Source organism: Nitrospiraceae bacterium, from assembly GCA_019637075.1.
GTDB lineage: Bacteria > Nitrospirota > Nitrospiria > Nitrospirales > Nitrospiraceae > JAHBWI01.
In genome coordinates this window covers 59370-78254 of record JAHBWI010000008.1, presented here as the reverse complement: position 1 = coordinate 78254, position 18885 = coordinate 59370, and the positions used below count along the sequence as shown (strand labels likewise).

15 protein-coding genes are annotated in these 18885 nt (G+C 59.6%); 6 read left to right on the top strand and 9 right to left on the bottom strand.

Going from position 1 to position 18885, the window contains the following annotated elements:
* The first annotated feature begins 33 nt into the window (after nucleotides 1-33).
* From cynS to KF814_17425, 4 genes are all read left to right on the top strand, one after another.
* Nucleotides 34-474: a cyanase gene (gene cynS / locus KF814_17440; protein ID MBX3237931.1), complete on the top strand. Its 441-nt coding sequence runs from the start codon at nucleotides 34-36 to the stop codon at nucleotides 472-474.
* Nucleotides 475-526: 52 nt separating this feature from the next.
* A complete protein-coding gene (locus tag KF814_17435) occupies nucleotides 527-724 on the top strand; it encodes a hypothetical protein (protein ID MBX3237930.1) in 198 nt (65 codons plus the stop codon).
* A complete protein-coding gene (locus KF814_17430; protein MBX3237929.1) occupies nucleotides 721-2322 on the top strand; it encodes a ferredoxin--nitrite reductase in 1602 nt (533 codons plus the stop codon). Before KF814_17435 ends, KF814_17430 begins: the two co-directional genes overlap by 4 nt.
* Nucleotides 2323-2388: 66 nt before the next feature.
* Complete coding sequence (locus KF814_17425) at nucleotides 2389-3162, top strand: CBS domain-containing protein (GenBank protein ID MBX3237928.1); 774 nt, start codon at nucleotides 2389-2391, stop codon at nucleotides 3160-3162.
* A 129-nt stretch (nucleotides 3163-3291) separates the two neighbouring features.
* Here the strand turns inward: KF814_17425 and KF814_17420 are convergent, their stop codons facing one another.
* A complete protein-coding gene (locus tag KF814_17420; protein ID MBX3237927.1) occupies nucleotides 3292-3759 on the bottom strand; it encodes a hypothetical protein in 468 nt (155 codons plus the stop codon).
* Between the two features lie 76 nt (nucleotides 3760-3835).
* Between KF814_17420 and KF814_17415 the strand changes: the two genes are divergently transcribed.
* Nucleotides 3836-5014, top strand: a complete 1179-nt coding sequence (locus KF814_17415) for a beta-galactosidase (protein ID MBX3237926.1) — start codon at nucleotides 3836-3838, stop codon at nucleotides 5012-5014.
* 40 nt (nucleotides 5015-5054) lie between these two features.
* Here KF814_17415 and KF814_17410 read toward each other — a convergent pair whose 3' ends face one another.
* The 5 genes from KF814_17410 to KF814_17390 all read right to left on the bottom strand — a co-directional run bounded on the left by KF814_17410 (nucleotide 5055) and on the right by KF814_17390 (nucleotide 13187).
* Complete coding sequence (locus KF814_17410) at nucleotides 5055-5432, bottom strand: response regulator (protein MBX3237925.1); 378 nt, start codon at nucleotides 5430-5432, stop codon at nucleotides 5055-5057.
* Nucleotides 5433-5682: 250 nt separating this feature from the next.
* The gene (locus tag KF814_17405; GenBank protein ID MBX3237924.1) at nucleotides 5683-7140 is read right to left on the bottom strand and encodes a hypothetical protein; all 1458 of its coding nucleotides are present in this window, start codon (nucleotides 7138-7140) and stop codon (nucleotides 5683-5685) included.
* Nucleotides 7141-7497: 357 nt separating this feature from the next.
* On the bottom strand, nucleotides 7498-8838 hold the full coding sequence (locus KF814_17400; protein ID MBX3237923.1) for an MFS transporter: 1341 nt from the start codon (nucleotides 8836-8838) through the stop codon (nucleotides 7498-7500).
* 33 nt (nucleotides 8839-8871) lie between these two features.
* The gene (locus tag KF814_17395; protein ID MBX3237922.1) at nucleotides 8872-9939 is read right to left on the bottom strand and encodes a hypothetical protein; all 1068 of its coding nucleotides are present in this window, start codon (nucleotides 9937-9939) and stop codon (nucleotides 8872-8874) included.
* A 971-nt stretch (nucleotides 9940-10910) separates the two neighbouring features.
* On the bottom strand, nucleotides 10911-13187 hold the full coding sequence (locus tag KF814_17390) for a hypothetical protein (GenBank protein ID MBX3237921.1): 2277 nt from the start codon (nucleotides 13185-13187) through the stop codon (nucleotides 10911-10913).
* 67 nt (nucleotides 13188-13254) lie between these two features.
* On the opposite strand from KF814_17390, the gene KF814_17385 reads away from it, so the two are divergent.
* Nucleotides 13255-15063, top strand: a complete 1809-nt coding sequence (locus KF814_17385; GenBank protein MBX3237920.1) for a hypothetical protein — start codon at nucleotides 13255-13257, stop codon at nucleotides 15061-15063.
* Here KF814_17385 and groL read toward each other — a convergent pair.
* The 3 genes from groL to KF814_17370 form a co-directional block, all read right to left on the bottom strand.
* The gene (groL, locus tag KF814_17380; GenBank protein ID MBX3237919.1) at nucleotides 15060-16700 is read right to left on the bottom strand and encodes a chaperonin GroEL; all 1641 of its coding nucleotides are present in this window, start codon (nucleotides 16698-16700) and stop codon (nucleotides 15060-15062) included. The genes KF814_17385 and groL overlap by 4 nt on opposite strands.
* A gap of 63 nt (nucleotides 16701-16763) precedes the next feature.
* Nucleotides 16764-17063, bottom strand: a complete 300-nt coding sequence (locus KF814_17375) for a co-chaperone GroES (GenBank protein MBX3237918.1) — start codon at nucleotides 17061-17063, stop codon at nucleotides 16764-16766.
* Between the two features lie 314 nt (nucleotides 17064-17377).
* Nucleotides 17378-18856: a hypothetical protein gene (locus KF814_17370; protein ID MBX3237917.1), complete on the bottom strand. Its 1479-nt coding sequence runs from the start codon at nucleotides 18854-18856 to the stop codon at nucleotides 17378-17380.
* Between the last annotated feature and the right edge of the window lie 29 nt (nucleotides 18857-18885).

The following is an 18885-nucleotide window of genomic DNA, read 5'->3' as shown; positions in this document are numbered from 1 at the left end:
AACAGATCACTCAACTCACACAAGGGGGCAGACATGGATAGGGACACGGTGCGCACGATCATCAAGGAGAAGCGGATGGCGAAGGGCCTGACCATTGCGGCCATCGCAAAGGTAGTGGGGAAGAATCCGACCTTCGTCGCTGCGGCGCTCAACGGCAATCACAAATTGTCGTTGGACGAGGCCAAGAAAGTGGGCGCGATGCTCGAACTCGACTCAGAGACGACCTCGGCGCTGAGCAGTTTTCCGGTGCGGACGGACTATCCGATCACGACCGACCCCTTCAAATATCGACTGCTGGAGATCATCGGCGTCTACGGCGATTCGATGCGCGAGCAAGCGAATGAAATGTTCGGCGACGGGATTATGAGCGCAATCGACTTCACGATCGATATGGAAAAGGTCACAGGCAGTCAGGGGGAGGCGCGATGCAAGATCACCCTGAACGGCAAGTGGCTTGAATACAAGACATTCTAGCGTTCCGTCCATTCAAGGACGAAGTCATTCACGCGGCGGAAGGAGGCATCCCATGACGACGACGGCGGAAACCACCGTATTGAGCCATCTGCAGGGGTTGGCGCCCCAGACGTTCGAGGATCTAATGGCGCATTCCGGCCTGAGCGCGTCACAGGTGCTCCTTGCCGTCGACCGGTTGAGTCGCGCCGGCACGGTGGTGCTGAGCAAAACGGGACTGGACTACTTCGTGACCTTGAGAGGGACTACATGAATAAGATCGAAGCGCTGAAGACGGAACGGGATGGGCTGACGGTGGGCGAGATGATCGCCCATTATGCGGCCGCGGGGTGGGAAGCGATTCCGGATGCGGACGTGCACCGGCTCAAGTGGTACGGGCTCTTTCTGCGGAACCCGACGCCAGGTCGGTTTATGTTGCGGGTGCGCATTCCCGGCGGGCGAACGACCTCCTATCAGCTGAACGCGCTGGCGGACATCGCCGGACGATACGGCAACGGGGTGTTGGATGTGACCACCCGGCAACAAATCCAAGTGCGTCATTTGGCGATCGGCGACGTGCCGACGGTGTTCGATCTCTTGCAGCGAGTCGGATTGACCTCGATGCAAACGGGCATGGATTCTGTCCGAAACGTCATGACCTGCCCGGTGGCGGGCCTGAACCCCAACGAGTTGTTGGACGGCACCGAAATCGTACGGGCCATCAATCAAGAAGTGCTCGGCAACAAGGCCTATACGAATCTCCCGCGCAAGTGCAACGTCGCGGTGACGGGGTGTCTGGACAACTGCCTCCACATGGAGACGCAGGACATTGCGCTGGTGCCGGCCTATCACGACCTCGGCTATGACAAGTGCTACGGCTTTAACGTGCTGGTCGGTGGAAAGCTGGGGTCTGGCGGTTACCGCATCGCGAGCCCGCTCGACGTTTTTGTAAACCCGGCCGAGGCCTTCGAAGTATGCCGGGCGTTGCTGGAGATCTATCGGGATCATGGTCCGCGGGAGAATCGAACCCAAGCGCGGCTGGCGTTCTTGGTCGAGGAGTGGGGTGAAGAACGGTTGAGAAGCGAGGTCGAGCGGCGGATCGGCAAAGCTCTGCCGGCCGCCGGCGTCGATGCGAGGAAATCCGGAGAGTGCGACCATGTGGGCATCTTTCGGCAGAAGCAACGAGGAATGAATTATGTCGGCTTGAAAATCTTGGTGGGGCGCATCAAGGCGGATGACCTGAGGGCGATTGCCGGACTGGCCGAGCGGTACGGGACCGGTGAATTGCGGTTGTCGCCCGGACAAGCCCTGATGATTCCCAACGTGAGTGATCGCCTGGTGGGAGACCTGGCGGAAGAGCGCTTAGTGAAGCAATTCGCATACAACCCCTCGCCGCTCTATAAGGGCCTGGTCAGCTGCGTCGGCAGTGACTATTGCAATCTGGCGGTGATTGAAACCAAGAGCCGGGCCGTCGAGACCGCGATAGCGCTGGAAAAGCGGTTGGGCGACGGTCTGAAACCGATTAGCCTGCACTGGTCCGGCTGCCCGGCCGGCTGCGGGAATCACTTGGTAGCGGATATTGGATTGCTTGGGAAGAAGGCGAGAGTCGGAGGGAAAGTCGTGGATGCGGTCGACGTATTCGTCGGTGGACGATCCGGGCCCGATCCCAAGCCCGCGACCCGCATTTTGGAAGATGTGCCCTGCGAGAAGTTGCCGGCCCTCTTGGAAACGCTGATGCCCTTTCACACAAGGGAAAAAATGCATCGCGTTCGGGGTAGGGTGGAGAAGAAGGCGCCGGCGGGTCGTGCCCGCAATACGACCGACGAGGCCGGTACGCCGCTACCGTCCCTGCCACAGCGGCTTCCCGACTGAACGGGGCGGGCTTGAGCCATATTGGGAGATGGGCTATCCTCGGGGTCTCCCAACCAAGGAGGATGCATGGCTAAAAAGACGAAAGGCAATCCGGGGCCGGGCGATTTGCTCGATCACCATATCGAGGCGTTGCGTGGCGCGCTTCGGGCGTTTCAACCGTTCCTGTCTCGGCGAAAGGCTTCCGCCTCGTTGGACGCATTCGACGACGACACGGAAGAGCTCTTAGGCGAGGTATTCGGCGGATCCTCCGATGCGCTGGAGGCCTATCAATACGCGAAACTCGGGGAAGCTGGCCTGTTGCCGGAGGAGGCCCAGGAATCCGGCACGCATAACGTGGAACGGGAGAGCCTGCATCAGCGGAAGCAAGTACTGGAGAGTTGCCTTGCCAATCTGGAATTGAAGAAAGCGGCGAGGACCGGACGGGCCAGACTGAGGACCGTCGGCGATTTGCTCGATGGTCTTACAGTCGCGGATTTCATGTCCAGCGAAGTCCGGAGCGTACATCGGGCCGCGTCGATCAAGGAGGCCGGTCGGTTGCTCCAAAAATGGAAGGTCGGGTCTTTGCTGGTCGACGACGGGTCTCGGTATATCGGCATCCTGACCGACACGGATTTGAGCCGCAAGGCCGTGGCCAAGGGATTGGATCCTAACACCACGACCGTCACCCTGTGCATGAGCAAATCGGTGGTGACGATTGAGGACAGCGAGCCCTTGATGGAAGCCATTACGATCATGAAGGAAGAGGGCATCCGCCATTTGCCTGTCACCGAGGATGGGACGATCGTCGGGCTGCTTTCCGTCGCAGATCTTCTGCGAGCCTACGAAGAAGTTTTGGACTAATCCGAAGTTGTGCGTCAGCACGGCGTGGCCGGTTCCATTTTCGTCCGGTCACGCCGTACTCTTTGCTGATTGTATCTTCGTAGGCGAACCTGTGCCTGCAACCAGTCGTACCTCCTCACAATCCATTCCTTAACACTGCGGGCCTTGTCGATTGTGCCGTTTATGGTGACAGTTCAAGAGGCCTGATCCGGCCGCTTGGACTCGCTGTTGGACTCTCCCGCGTCCTGCGAATACAATCCAATGGTCGCGCTCGTTTCCTTTTCGGATACGGGTTCCCATGTGTTCGGTATAGCGCGTAGATCGCAGCGCCTGGCTCTTCTTCGCCTGGCAATCATACTCACGCAGCGTCGCTTTGGACCGTGCGGGTGTACCCCCGTCGGCCTGCGGGTTCTTATCGTCGAACAGGTCGACCATCGCCACAGTCTCATCGGCCTTCCTTATGCTGGCATAGTCGGCATAGTACGCGTAGTTGTCCGTCTCGCCCGACTTGGCCCATTCGCCGACCGGCTTCACATCGGAACCTCCGCTTTCGTGATTCTCACTACATCCGAAAAGTAGCGTCCAGGACAGTACGCGCATGACCAATCGTGCTAGCATCGCGCCTCCTCTAGGAGCGTCCTCAGTGGTTTCTCGCTATAGCAAGTCGCTGCACACCTCACCGAAAAGGAACTGTATGCACGGACAGGCCAGTGGTATCGTTGCGCAATCGGCGGATCGTTGGCGCCTCCACATTGATCGAGCGAGGAATTGCGCTCCGGTCATGCTGTTCCTTGCCGTCATGCTGGTAGTCATCGTAGGGTGGGGGAAGGACATCGTTGCGGCCGCCGACGTGCCGACGACTCCGGGGGCGGTGAAGTGGCACCCAGGTCATTACTATGCGCCGATGCCCTTTATGCGGGCCAATCCGAGCATCATGGCGCAAATCTACGCGGAGCTGAAGGCAACGCCCGCATTGCGCGGTCTCCAGGTCAGGTTCCCGTGGCCCGAGTTAGAGCCGGAGGAAGGCCGGTATGACTTCAAGGCCATCGAACAGATCTTGGCAGAATTGGCCCCGATGAACAAACATCTGGTCATTCTGTTGGAGCTGAAGTCGTTCAGTCCGCAAGTGTTCCCGGTGCCGACCTACATGCGCAATGAACGGTACGAAGGCGGCGCCTTTGCATTCAGCAACTTCGGCCAGAGCACGCTGCGGGGGTACAACCTCAAGTTGTGGAATTCCGGAGTCCACGATCGGCTGGCGGCACTGGTCGCCGAGTTAGGAAAACGCTTCAATGGCCACGCGCACTTTGAAGGCCTCGGATTCACGGAAACTGCGTTAGGCCAACCGATCGATCTGGTGTCGAGCCACGACACCGGCAAATATTTCGACAACCTGCTGAGCGTGCAGCGACAGATGCGAGTGTCTTTTCCGAACACCGTAACGTATCAATTCGTCAATTACCCGCGCGAGATTCTCGCCGGTTTCGTCGATCAGCTGCGGTCGATCGGCACGGGGCTTGGCGGGCCGGACGTGTTTCTCGAGGACCCTGGGTTGAACTTCGATCATCCCAACAAGCTCAAGGGGGTCTACCACTATTATCCGCAGATGTCCGGCTTGATCCCGTTGACGCCGTCGGTGATGCAGGCCAACTATGACAACACGCGCCACGACGGCAAAGGACGCGTGCCGACGATTGCCGAATTGCTCGCATTCAGTCGCGATCGGCTGCGGGCCAATTATCTTTTTTGGACGCGCGCGCCCAACCACTTCCCTCAGGTGTTGGAGCAAATGGAGCGGATTCCCTTGCGGGGCAATGCGTCAGGCGGCCTCGATGCAAACTGTCCGAAGTCCTACCTGGCCTGCGTGGAATAGTGTGTAGCAGGATGACCGGGCTCCTGCTGGGGGCGTCTTGTTATGCAGATGGGAGGGGACACTGCAGGACCTGAGCCACCGTCTTGATGAGGTCATTCGACGTCACGGGTTTGCTCAACGCTGCGTCGGCGCCAAGGCGTCCAGCCGCCTCCAGGAGCGATTCTCCGCCTACGCCACCGGATATCGCAATGAGCTTGATTTCGGGGAACTGCGAACGGACACGTTGCACCAGTTCGATCCCGTCCTGTTCGGGCATGTAGATGTCGGTGAGCACCAGGTCAACCGGTGACTGATGGAGTATGCGGAATGCTTCGCGACCGTTGTCGGCGGTGACAACGGTATGTCCGGCTTGGCGTAGGACCAGGGCGAGAAATTCCAGGACACCAGGCTCGTCATCGATCACCAGCAAAGCGGCCATGGGTGCTGACTCTAGCAGAGCGGCCGGCGACTGTATAGAGGCATTTGGTTGTGGAACTTAGGGGTAAATATGGGTTCGCGAGTTGGGTGAGCCGCGGCGGGAACCATCGCGAAATCACGCGATGGGAGCGGCCATGGTGGGGGGGGCGGCCACCGGGGTGCGACTGTTGGGAGTCGGCGGCTGTGGGTGATACTAGGGTCAAGTGGGCGCTATGAAAAAGCGCGCGTATGCCCGACTGTCCTGATTGCGGTCAGGTCGAGGTACCCTGCGTAGTGAGGGGCGGCTGTTCCTGGAGGCGCTGATCGCCGACGGCAGGGGCCTTCTTCTCGGCAGGGGGGCCGCCGATGCGGAACTGTCTTAAGTCCTCGAGCCCTAACGCGTCCTTCAGCGCAGTCAGGGCCCACTGTGGCTTGCTCTCCGGTTCGCTTGCCCCAGTGCCTGCCGCATTGCGTGACCAGTAGGCCGTGTGAGCCAGAAGTGTCCACCGCCGCCATCCCCGTACCGTGACCGCAATGTCCCTGATGCCGGCGCCGAATACCTTCTTCAAAGGGCCGCCGATGATATCGCCGAACAGACCGAGGCGGGCAGGGCAATAGAGGTTGGTCCATCTGGTCACCGCGAACGCGGCGCCGTGATGGAGAATGTGGGGCGAGAACCGTCGTCCGTTTCCGACAACGAGCGGCTGTTCGTCGACATACCCATAGCCCTTCTTATCCGTGACCGGCGGGCAGGTCGGCAGTTCCCGTTGCGCTTGACGGGCCTTAAAATCGTCGCCGTCACTGGCCAGTAGGAGCATGGCATGGGCAAGTGGGCTGCCGATCGTGATGAAGTCGGAGACGCGCCAGGGGTTGCCCCATCGCTGCTGTTCTTTCCACCCCTCCGTCTGTGCACGTTGGAATGCTTGAAGGGCCTCGTCGCTATGGTCGGACGAGAGGAGCTGTCCAGTCTCATGGAGCCGATGTCCGATGATGGGTTGGGGGGCCTTCCCCTCGCTGAGATAGGCAGCAAGGAGGGTCGCATTGGTTTTGAAGTCGTAGACCGTGTTGTATTCCAGCCAAAGTCTCGCAATCAGGTCGTAGCCGATCACGCTCCCCAAACTATGCCCGACAACGACAATACGGTCGTACTCCCGTGAATCATGCAGGTGCCTCAGTAACTGGACCCCTTCCGCACGAATCTTTTGCCGGAGGGCGATGTTGCGCGGGTTCGGGCTCAGGTATCGTGCGGCGTCACCTACATAATAGAGCAGAAAGCCTTGCAGGCCGAAGAGCAAGAGTGCGAGGACAAGCCCGACGGGTCCATAGCGTAGCTGGGCTTCGAACCACTTTCCGATGAGGGCGACATATCCCATCGCGACCCCCGCAGCCAGTGCAGCCATCGTGCACCAAGAGAGGCCCCATAGGCTCTTGAGCCCAGGAGGAATGTTCGACCAACGTCGGAACAGCAGACCAAAGAACCACCCCGCGAGGTGGGAGAACTTTGTGCCTTCGACATTGTAGGCCCAGTAATACTCGTAAAAGTCGGTCTTCGTCCGCCCTCGGCTTTTCAGACGACGCAGTTCGAACAACTCCGACATCCGATCGGGCTTGCTGAAGTAGGCCTCTTGTCCGTCCTCTGATGGCGGGAGCACGGAGGAGACGAAACGCCGTAGCGTCTCCATCGGTTGCTGTTCACCGATTCCATGGATCAACACCACCGCTTGTTTCATGAATGGCCTCCGCGCAAAAGGCTGGTGGCTCAGGAGCGTCACAGCTGAGTGAGCGGTAGCGTGCTCCAAGCGCAGGAATGCGTCAACAAGTTTAAATGCATGTATTCGCAGGGGCGGTGCTGGTTTTGCGACCGATGACTATCCTCACAACAATGCATCCATTCATGTGCGGCGATTCACAGATTGTTATGCCAGGCGAGGGGAGGGACATGGCAGTGGCAGAACGTCGCTATGGGAGGCAACTGGGGAGTTGTGACGGCCCGACTACTCCGTTCGAGGAGACTCACGCTTGTTGCGTGCCGCCTGAGCGGATTGACGGAACGGAATCGAAACTCTGCTACCAACTTCAATCCAACGTCAATTCGAGTTTCTGATTGCCGAGGCGGGTCGAAGCTCATGGACGTGCCGGCTGAACCATCGGCTCAAGAGCGCGAGACAGCACAGGATCAGACCGATTCCCACGACGCTGATGGCGGAGCCGAACGCTTCCGTCACCCAGCCGAAGAAGCTCATTCCAGCCAATGAGGTAGCAGTGGCGACCGCCGTATAGGCGGACATGACTCGCCCGAGCATGTTTGCCGGCGCCATTTCTTGGATCATTCCCCAGGCCATCGGCGTCCAGGCTCCGAATCCGATTCCAATGCAGGTGATGAGTAGTGCGGCGGCCTTTACGTCGGTGACCCAAGTGAGCGCGCAGACCGACGCTCCACCCAGCAGGCAGGCGGCGGCGATGGTTAGGACTCGCTTGTCCATAGGCCATTCGCTCAATCGGATGAGCCCGATGGATGTCAGGAAGAAACCGACACCCAACCAAGACCACAGATAGCCGACCTCGACGGGGCCGAGTCCCAGCATGGTGGAACCGAATACCGGGAAAAGGGTGGTGAACGCGCCGGTGCCGAAGGTGTAGACGGAGGCCATGATGATCAGGACCAATAATTGCCGGTGTGTGAAGAACGCGTAGCGCATACCGTCCACCATGTGGCGAAGGACGGTAGAACCAGATTCAGTCCGATGCGCCGGCGCTCCCTGCTCCCTTAACCGAATGGGAGTGAGGCAGGCGGCAGAGGCCAGGTAGGTGACGGCATTCCAGCAGAGGACTTCCTGAGAACCGGTAAGCGCGATGCCGAGTCCGCTCAGGGCAGGACCAATCATGATCCCAAGGCTGGTTGTACTTTGGAGTAGTGCATTGGCCGCTGTGAATTGCCTGCGCGGCACCATGAAGGGCACGGCTGAGGACAATGTCGGCACGAAAACGGCCGTCGCGATGCCATAGAGAAAGACCAGCATATAGAGTGAGCCTACTGTGAAGTGAGGGACTGCGACCATGCAGGGGACAACACCGATCAACACTCCTCTGGTAACATCGCTCACGATCAAGATGGCTTTCTTGGGAAGCCGATCTACCAGCACGCCGATAAATGGGCCGAACACGATGGGTGGGAGGGTCTGGAGCAGACCGATCATCGTGGTCTTGAGCGGGGATCCGGTGATCGCATAGACGAACCAGAGCAGCGCCAGCTTGCTCACTCCGTCTGCGACCTGCGACAACACCTGGCTCCACCAGATGAGGCCGAAGTCACGCGTCAGCAGCCACCGTCGTGCCTGCGTCCTGCCGATCGTTAGCCCTAGGCCGGCGTTCGCTGTGCGGTTGGGGGCGTTCGGAAGCACAGGTCCTGATGAATCTCCACTGGCCATTGACTTCTGCCTCCTACGGCTGGGTCCAGTGGGTTAGGCCTGAGTCTCTGGTTTTGGCATCTGCACTAGCTCACGTTTGCCCAGGTTCCAGATCGTCTCGGCTTTGCTGCCGATGTACCAAAAGCTCACCCCCAAGAGGCCAAAGAACAGCGCCTTGTGCAGGCCGTTCCAAAAGAGCTCGAAGAAGCGCGTGTACAGGTTGATCCCCAGAAACGTCAGCCCGAATCCTTTTGTCATGTCATCGTCGTGACGCAGCCCATGATAGATCGCCCAGCCTGCGACGGCGGCGAAGAGAATCGACCAATGGAACAATTCGATCTGCCTGACTCGCTCCCACGCACGCATGTCGCCGTAGTTGCCGAAGATCGACATGATCCATAGGGCAATGAACAGGTAGAGCAACCCCATCGCCAGCGTGCTTCGATGAAGGTGCGTACCGATTGGATGCTTCTCCCAGGCCAATGCGGATCCGGTGAGCAGCGTGCCAAATAAGACGAACCGGAGCGGATAGTTCATGCCAAGATAATAGGCTCCCCAACCAGACATGTAGCCCGTCTCGGTTCCCATCCAACTTCCCAGGGAAGCCAGCGCAAAGATCCAAATAAGGTTCGATTGGAGCAGCACTCCCAGCGCCGCATATACGACAAACGAGAGCAGCAGTAGAAGGGAAATGTGCCTGGAACCCGTATCCAAGGCGAGGCCCAGCTGCGACACGGCGCCTGCGGTGGCCAGCACACCGAGGAACATGATGGCTTCGTTGCGATAGACCTCGTCCGGCGCTTGCGTGCGTCGGTGAAGGCCCCATCGATACAAGCTTGCCGCGCCGACAGACAGCATGATACAGCGCGCGAGCGGAGGGGTTTCGAAGAGCGTTTCGAGAAGTGCCACCAGCGCGCGATCGGACAAGGCCGCGCTGACGGAGGCAACGATCGAGAACAGCGCGATCCAAAAGGAGTACTTCGCCAACCTGCGCCAATCGAAGTATTGCACTTCGATGGTTCCCGCTAAGGTGGCGGCCTGTGCCTCGGCAATCAACCCTTCGCGTTTCCATGCGGCGAGGGCTTCGCGGATCACTGCAGCTTGCTTGCGCGGGAGCTTCATGGTGACCTCTCGAGGGTGAGGAGAGTTTCGGCTGACAGGGTGATTATATGAAGGAAACGAGCGGGGGGCCATCTAAGAAGAGAAAGCGCACGACTGTTCAGTTTGGTCTGGAAGGGTAGGTTAGTGGATAGCGATATCTGGTAGATTGTTCCTGAGGCGATCTACTAGCCTCGGCTATTTCTCGTGTCACGGCGTTCGATTTGAATCAAGAATCTCGATCGCGATGGCCTGTACTCGAACTTGGATCGGCGGGTCTGCACTCAACACATGAACTATCGCGGTCACTCGCACGTGTTCCCCATCCTTGGGAAGGGCCTCAACCGCGCCGGGCCGGAAACAACTTCCCAGTACGTGGACAGTGAGAGCGCCTGTATCGTCCTGCAGTGTAAAAGCTGCTCGCCCGTACAGCACTGGACACTTCTGGAACGAGAACGGCGGGGTTATGTGAATGCCACTTGCCCTGCCCTGCAGGGTCACCAGATGACTTTCGTATGAAATCCCTTGGGGAGACAGCAACCGCTGAATCGAGATTCGTTCCGGCTCACTTGATGCGACACTGCTCGCAGTCAAAACAAGAGCAGCGACAAGGAACCCGAGATCGCGTGTCATCACGGTCTGCATCCTGACAACATGGCGAGGGGTGTTACCGTCGGGTGTTTCTTCTCGAGCATCTCACGCGCTCTCAACGAAACCGTTCTTGATAGGGTTTCCACACACGACAAGCGTTCAGTACCTGACACCGTTTCATACCTCTGAGTTGGAGGAGAACAGATCAGCGCGGCGACTTGCGATGGCTCGCAGGGCCTTGTGGCCATGGTCGCCGAAGGCGAGGGCGAGCACTGTTCGAAGTTCCATTCGGATAGAATCCAGAAATGGAACGAGTTGCACAGCCCAGAGGCCAGGAGGCCCTGCACGCTTGAGCCATCGCCGGAGCTGCGAAGACCTGTCCTCCTCCATCTTCTTACCTTCCCTCACACCTTCCCAAACATCTTCTCGAAGAACTCCCGGTTCTGTTTCATATGCTGCTCGATATCCGACAGCAGGTGCTTGGCTCCGGTTTGCCAGTCTTCTGTTTGGTAGCCGATACGGCGGGCGAGGAAAATGAACTCGTCGGACTCGGGTGGGGGGAGCACGAGGTCCTTCGTGTTGCCCCGCACCATGCGCAGGCCATCGATGAGCATGCGGATGAAGAGGTAGGATTTGCGGAGGCTCTCGCCGGTGGCGCGGGGGATCAGGCTGGCGTCGATGAGGGCGCCGAGGGCGCGAAGCGTGTTCGGTGTGCGGAGGCTTGGGACGCGGTGGCCGTGCATGACTTGGAGATACTGGATTGCATATTCCAGCGTGACGATCCCGCCGTGGCTGTGCTTGAGATTGATCTGCCCCGGCTCGACGAGCTGCTTGACCTGCTGCCGCCGCAGGTCGAGCGCCACCTTCAAGTCCCAAGGAGCGCCGCTGTAGACAAAGCTGTCCCGATGAGCTTCAACCTTTTTCCCGAGTGACTCGTCCCCCGCGATGTGGCGGAGCTTAATGAGCGCCTGCCGTTCGAACGGCGCGGCGAGACCCTCGGTGCTGTAATACCTACAGACCTCCTCGAACGCGTTGGCGAGCGATCCCTTGCCGCCGTGGGGTCTGAGCCGCACGTCGATATGAAAGATGCCTTCTTGCTTGGCCTCGATCCACTGCAACAGCTCCTGTGCCAGCCGCTCGAAGTACTCACTGTTCTCGATGGCCTGTTTGCCGCTGGTGCGGCCTGGGCCGCCGTAGACGAAGAGCACTTCGATGTCGGAGGCGTAACCCAACTCACGTCCGCCGAATTTGCCCGCGCCGAGGATGGCGAAGGGGCAGGGTTTCTTGTTGGGCAGGCGCGGAGCGCCATAGAGCTTGTTCAGCTTGGCCTGGCAGTCGATTAGGCTGCGTTCCACGATCACTTCGGCCAGCTCCGAAATCGCCAATGAGAAGTCGGGGAGGCTCGTGCCCGGCTCGACGATGTGTTTCATGTCGATACGGAACAGTTCTTGGTCCTTGAAGTGGTTGAGCGCCTCCTTGCGGGCCTCGTCGGTCTTGGCTTTGGCGATCGCACGGGTGAGTTCTTTACGCAGCGTAGCCTGAGGCTTAATCAGCGGGGCGTCGCGATAGTCTTTCAACAATGGCAGGAGGTTGACGTGCTGCCGACGGAGAAAGTCTTCCCAGAGGAAGTCGCTGGCGCCGAGAAGTCTCGCCAAGAGCGGAAATGTCTTCTTGTCTTTGATGAAATCCCAGGCTTGCTTTTTCCCGGTCTGCCGCGAGCCTTCCAGTACGAGGTCGAGAAATTGATCGAAAGATTCCAGCGCTTTGGCCGGGTCTGGCGCCCAGGTCAGGGCATGGGTGAATTGTTTGATGAGGACGGCGGTGAGGCGGAGTTGTTCCTGGTCGACCGGGTCGAGGAGTTTCTGCCCGAAGCGGTTGCGGACGTAGAAGCGGTCGTGCAGCTTGCCCTCCTCGATCGCGAACTGGGCCTTGCTGATGTAGACGTTGCGCATCGCCAAGGCGTTGGCGAAGGCATAGAGGAAGGCCGGCGTGTCGTCCGACCGGATGTCCATGATCGTGTCGGTGGCCGATTGGCTATTGTCGAAGGTGATATGCACGGTGTGCAGCAAGCCGCTGAACGAGCTGCGACGTTTGCCGAGCTGCTCGATCAGTTGACGGTTGACCTGTTGTCTCGCTTCGTCAAACTGGTTGTCGTCCAACAGGAGGATCATGCGCGAGAGCTGGTCCTTCAGCCGCTTTTGATCCCCCGCAGCGAAGGTCTGTCCTTCGATAGGGCTGACGGTGAAGACATCCACGATCTTTTTGCGAGTGAGGCCGGGGCGGCCCTGCGGCCTTGGGCGTAGTCCATAGGGCGTGCCGGATCGTCCTGTCCGCGAGGGTTCGCTTTCCGCTGAGGTGAAGATGCGCCCTTCTTCGATATTTAACCCGAATGCTGAGAGTAGTCCGCAGATCGTGGCGAATTCCGAAAAGTAGTCGTAGGCGACGATCGTGATCGTCCAGCGTCCGCGATCGACCTTCGCAAAGCGGACTTCGCAGGGATGCTCGGGTGTGAGATACGCGGCCAACGCGACATGTTCGGCGATGAGAGGAGGGGAAAAGACCGCGAAGTAGTCCTGGTCCATTCGCGAGACGAAGTCCTGCAGGACTTCGTGGTCGATGTCCCGGCATAGCGGAGTCAAGAGGTTGAGGATCCGCTCGCGATCGGCCTGCGCGGATTGCATGGGACCGAAGTATACCCGAAGCAGCGTTCGTTGTACCGGGAGAATTGCGACAGTATAATGCGGCGCAATGGTTAAGAAACCGACAGGGGTGAAGGGCCGCCGCGCGGCGGCCGTCGCCAGCCGTACCTATCCGGATCCACTTCCGTTGTTGATTGCCTCCGGTCTGGAGGCGGCGGAGGTTGCCCGTATCCTGACCCCCTACGGCATCGAACGGCCGGCCGAAGCCGACGTCAATATCCAGACGATGGCGGGCGAGCCCCATACGCGTCGGCTGCTGGCCTCGATCTTTCCCATGCTGCTCGCCGAAATTGCCCGTACTGCGGATCCCGACCAGGCTCTCAACCATTGGGAACGCCTCTTCACCGGCAGTGCCAACAGGGCAGCGCTGCTTCAATACTTACAAGCCTCGCCGCGCATGCTGGGATTGCTCTGCACGATTTTCGGCAACAGCGACTCGCTGGCCTTCGCGCTGATCCGCGACCCCATGCTGGTCTACTGGCTGGCGGAAGAACAGGTCCTCTCGACAGCACCGACCCGCGAAGGCATGGAGGCTGCCGTGCGGCAGAGTCTCGGATCGTTGAAGACTACCGAACTCAAGTTGGATGTGTTGCGGCGTGTCCGCCGGCGCGAGATGTTGCGGATCGGTGTCCGGGATCTGCTGCGGCTTGCGACGGTGTGGGAGACAACCGATTCCCTCTCGGACCTGGCCTCGGTGCTCATCCATGCCGCGTATGAAATCGTGGATCGGGATTTGAAAGCGCTCTATGGAACCCCGATGCATCAGACTAAAGAAGGGACATGGGTCGAAACCCAATTTTCCGTGATCGGAATGGGCAAGCTCGGCGGGCACGAGCTGAACTACAGCTCCGACGTGGACCTCATCTACATCTATTCCTCGGCCGATGGGGAGACGCGCAGGACCCTGGCCGGAAAGTCCGACGAGGATCGGACCCTCTCCAACGAGGAATATTTTGAACTGCTGGCGAGGAACCTGACCAAGGCCTTGGCCGAGCAGACGCGTGAAGGGGCGGTGTTTCGGGTCGACCTGCGCCTCCGAGCCGAAGGCAGTGTGGGGCAACTGGCTCGCGCGCTCGAGGCCTACGGACGCTATTACGAAAAACGCGGGCAAGTCTGGGAGCGTTTAGCCCTGTTGAAGGCTTGGCCCATTGCGGGATCAACCGAGCTGGGAGAAGCCTTTGTACGCATGGTCAAGCCCTTCGTCTTGGAGCCGGGACTCGCTCCCGTGAGCAAGGACCGGGCGCTGGCCGTGGTCCGCGACGTCCGTTCCGTGAAGGACATGATCGACGAGAAGATGGCCGGGCGGGGGCACACGCACCGGAACGTGAAGCTCGGGACCGGCGGAATCAGGGAAATCGAATTCTTGGTTCAGACGATTCAGGTGCTCATCGGCCGGGCCCTGCCCGATCTGCTCGATAGGCGGACTGTGGGGGCGCTGCAACGGTTCCACGACCACCGGCTTCTTTCTGCCGACGAGCAACAACAGCTCACCGACGCCTATTGGTTTCTCCGCGACGTCGAGCACAAACTCCAGATGATGCACGACTTGCAGACCCATGCCTTACCGGAGAGCGAGGCCGACGTGGCACGTTGCGCGATTCGAATGGGCTACGGGAGTCTCGGACGGGCCGACGCCCTCGGCGCCTTTACCATGGACCTGAAGCGGCATACGGCCGCGGTGCATCAGGCATTCCGGTCATTGTTCTATGACGGGGGCGATTCGGTTCTGCTGAGGCAGGCGTTGGCGGCAGGGGGAGGCCACTCCCCCCACCGCCGGGCAGCGACTCAAAAAAGGACCGGACCGGCGGGGCCACCGCCGGTCCGGCCTTCGACAACGAAGAAGAAACGTAACGCTTAGTACATGCCTTCCATGCCGTGGCTATGACCCGCATGGCCGCCGGCAGCTTCTTTCTTTTCTTCCGGCAACTCGGTGATCATCACCTCGGTGGTCAACATCAGGCCCGAGACGCTCGCCGCGTTCTGCAGCGCGCAACGGGACACCTTGGTCGGGTCAATGATGCCGACCTTCATCATGTCGACGTACTCGTCATTCGCGGCATTGTAGCCGTAGTTCGTGTCCTTACCCTCACGAACCTTGCCCACCACCACGGAGCCTTCGGCGCCCGCGTTGGCCGCGATCTGACGGATCGGCTCTTCGAGCGCGCGCTTGACGATGTCCACGCCCACCTTCTGCTCGAGGGGGAGATCCTTGATGCTGTCCAACCCCTTCAGGCAGCGGAGATAGGCCGTGCCGCCGCCAGGAACGATACCCTCTTCAACCGCCGCCTTGGTGGCGTGCAGGGCGTCTTCCACGCGTGCTTTCTTTTCCTTCATTTCGGTCTCGGTCGCGGCGCCGACGTTGATGACGGCCACGCCGCCCACGATCTTCGCCAGCCGCTCCTGCAGCTTCTCGCGATCGTAGTCCGAGGTGGTTTCATCGATCTGGGCCTTGATCTGCTTCACGCGGCCTTCGATCTTCTTCGGATCACCGTGGCCTTCCACGATCGTGGTGTTATCCTTGTCGATCGTGACGCGCTTGGCGCGGCCGAGGTCCGTCAGCTTCACGTTCTCGAGCTTCAAGCCGAGGTCCTCGGAGATGACCTGGCCGCCGGTGAGGATCGCGATGTCTTCCAGCATGGCCTTGCGGCGATCGCCGAAGCCCGGGGCCTTCACCGCCGACACGTTGAGGGTGCCGCGCAGCTTGTTGACCACGAGGGTCGCGAGCGCTTCGCCTTCGACTTCTTCCGCAATGATGATGAGCGGCTTGCCCAGCTTGGCAACCTGCTCGAGGACCGGGAGGAGGTCCTTCATGCTGCTGACTTTCTTTTCATTGATGAGGATGAGCGGCTCGTCCATGACGGCTTCCATCCGCTCGGCGTTGGTCACGAAGTAGGGGGAGATGTAGCCGCGATCGAACTGCATACCCTCGACGACGTCCAGTGAGGTGGTCATCGACTTGGCTTCTTCGACCGTGATGACGCCATCCTTGCCGACCTTCTCCATCGCCTCGGCGATGAGGTCGCCGATGGTCTTGTCGTTGTTGGCGGAGATGGTGCCGACTTGGGAGATCTCTGTCTTGGTCTGGCAGGGCTTGCTGAGCTTCTTCAACTCGGCGACGACTACCTCGACCGCCTTGTCGATGCCGCGCTTGATTTCCATCGGGTTCGCGCCAGCGGTGATGTTCTTCGCGCCTTCGCGATAGATGGCTTGCGCCAGCACGGTCGCAGTGGTGGTGCCGTCGCCCGCCGTGTCGCTCGTCTTGCTGGCGACTTCGCGGACCAACTGGGCGCCCATGTTCTCGTACGGGTTCTTGAGTTCGACTTCCTTCGCGACGGTGACGCCGTCCTTGGTGATGGTCGGGGCACCGAACTTCTTATCGAGAATGGCGTTCCGGCCCTTGGGGCCGAGGGTCGCCTTCACGGCGTCCGCCAGCTGGTTCACCCCTTTCAGGATGGCAGCGCGCGCCGCCTCACTGTACAAAAGTTGCTTGGCCATATCTTCCTCCCTTAGTCGTCGTAGTGACGGCCGGACGGCTTCCGACCGCGTCGTGGCTGAGAATTAGTTGGTGAAAATGCCGAGGATGTCTTCTTCCTTGAGGATCAAGCACTCTTCGTCCTCGATCCGAAGCTTGCTGCCGGAATACTTATCGAACAAGACTTGGTCGCCGACCTTGATGTTCTCGACCTTCTTGCCCACCGCCTGGACGATACCCCGCTGCGGCTTTTCCTTCGCGGAATCCGGCACATAGATGCCGCCCGCCGTACGTTCCAGTTCCTCGGTGTAGGTCACGAACAAACGATCACCGAGCGGCTGAAAGTTCTTGGCAACTGACTTCTTTTCCTTTGCTTCCGTAGCCATACCGTATCCTCCTTCTGGTAGTGAGCGCCCTAAGCCCGATTGTTGATTGTGTGAGACGTTGGAATTAGGTCCGACGTGCTACTGCAAGGCGTACCTGCAGAAAACTCGGAGGATAGATAGCGCCACCCCGAGGCAAGTCAAGAGTGACGACTATAAAATTATTTTCCCCCACATTGCAATGGGATAATTGTTTGCAACTTATTGATTTGAAAAGATGAATTCTTGATCGATTTGGGCCTCTTGGCAACAAACGAGAGGTTCGACGGCCGCGGCGGCCTTGTTGGATATGGGGCAGCCGGTGCCGTTCGGTGGAATTATGGCTTGGAAGAACGCCCCCTTCCCACGAGCCAGGCTAGTACGTTACGGGTCAGCTGCTGAGCGGCTGGGCTGAGGCGACTGGTTCGGAGCGTCGGCGCATTGTAGTCGTCCAAGCCCCAGCTCCACTGGATCGTTCCCGTCGCAAAGACCCAGGCGCCGCTCGGGGCTTGATACAGCGTCATCTCTCCATAGGCGGTCTCTCCCCGATGCGGCACAGGCGAACGTGCCAACACTGTGAGGCCAAATGGTCCGTGCGGGAACGTCCGATCGATTTCATAGCCAAGCAGGCCGGGAAGGCGGCCGTCGGGAGGAATTGGGACCCCGGCCAGGATTGGGTGCTCGCGGTTGGTGATCTGAATGTCACCATCGACCGGCACGGTTTCGAACATGACGCCCAAAAGCAGGTGTTCAGGTCGGTTCAGCGGTTGCTCGCGCCACTGGGTCGTGACGAAATGGTCGTTGGTCGGATCGCCGTCCAAAGCAACGGGGTCTTCCGTCGCCGCCACCTCTTTGTAGGCGACCATTGTGCGGTCCGGTTCACCGGTAACGGGGCTGGGCTCCAGCCTGATCTGCCAGTAGCAGGTGTTGGCTGAGAAAAAACCCAAGCCGACCCCATGGTCGCGAGCCTCCTCCACATGCCGGCGCATCTCGCTGGTCCAATATTCATCATGGCCGACCGATAGCCACGCCCTGCGGCCTCGGTAGAAGGTTGCACGACGGTGGGTATCGAGATCGGTACTGTACGTCACGTCGTACCCTTCGTGTTCAAGCCACCGCACCATGTTGTATTCCCACCCAGCGGTAGAGACCGTGCGGGTGGGATGAATCGAGGTCGAGGTCAGAAAATCTCCAGCGCCGACTCCCTGCCATCCGGCGGAGTGTTGGCTCCTGGCGTAGGGCCGGTTGAAGGACAATTTCCGTGCCCATTGTTCGTCGAGACTGTTCGACGGATATCCTGATTTTCCGCCCCAATTGTTGTAGGCCTGGAAGGTCGTGACGCTGGACTGGAAGAGGTAGTCTGAGGGCCGTTCGTCCTCGCGAAGGACAAATATGATGTAGCTTTGTTTCCCGCTCGGATGGGCGGTGAGTTTGACGAGATAGACCCCGCTCAGCCAATCGGCTCGATCAGTTGAGCTGGTATCAACGATGTACGACACGTGCCAGTCGCATTCGATGAGGCCGCTGACGGGATCGGCAACAGGCATGGGTTGTTGTCGTCCCGGCAGACTGATTGGGCCCTGAGCCAGTCGCGCACCGAGTCCTCCATACCAGCCCATGCGATAGATCGCCAGCCCGACGGTTGGATCCGTGGTGTGGATGTAGAGCTTGAGCGATTCGCCCAGATTGATGCTGGTGGCCGAAGCGTAGCCTTCGACTTCATGGTCGGCGGGATCCGTGAGGACCCACGAGGGATCGCCGGGACGTAGGTTTTCTTGAACGATCGGTGAAAGGGGCGTGCCCGCTGAGGCCAGCAATGGGAGGGTGAGGATGAGCGCAATTGCGG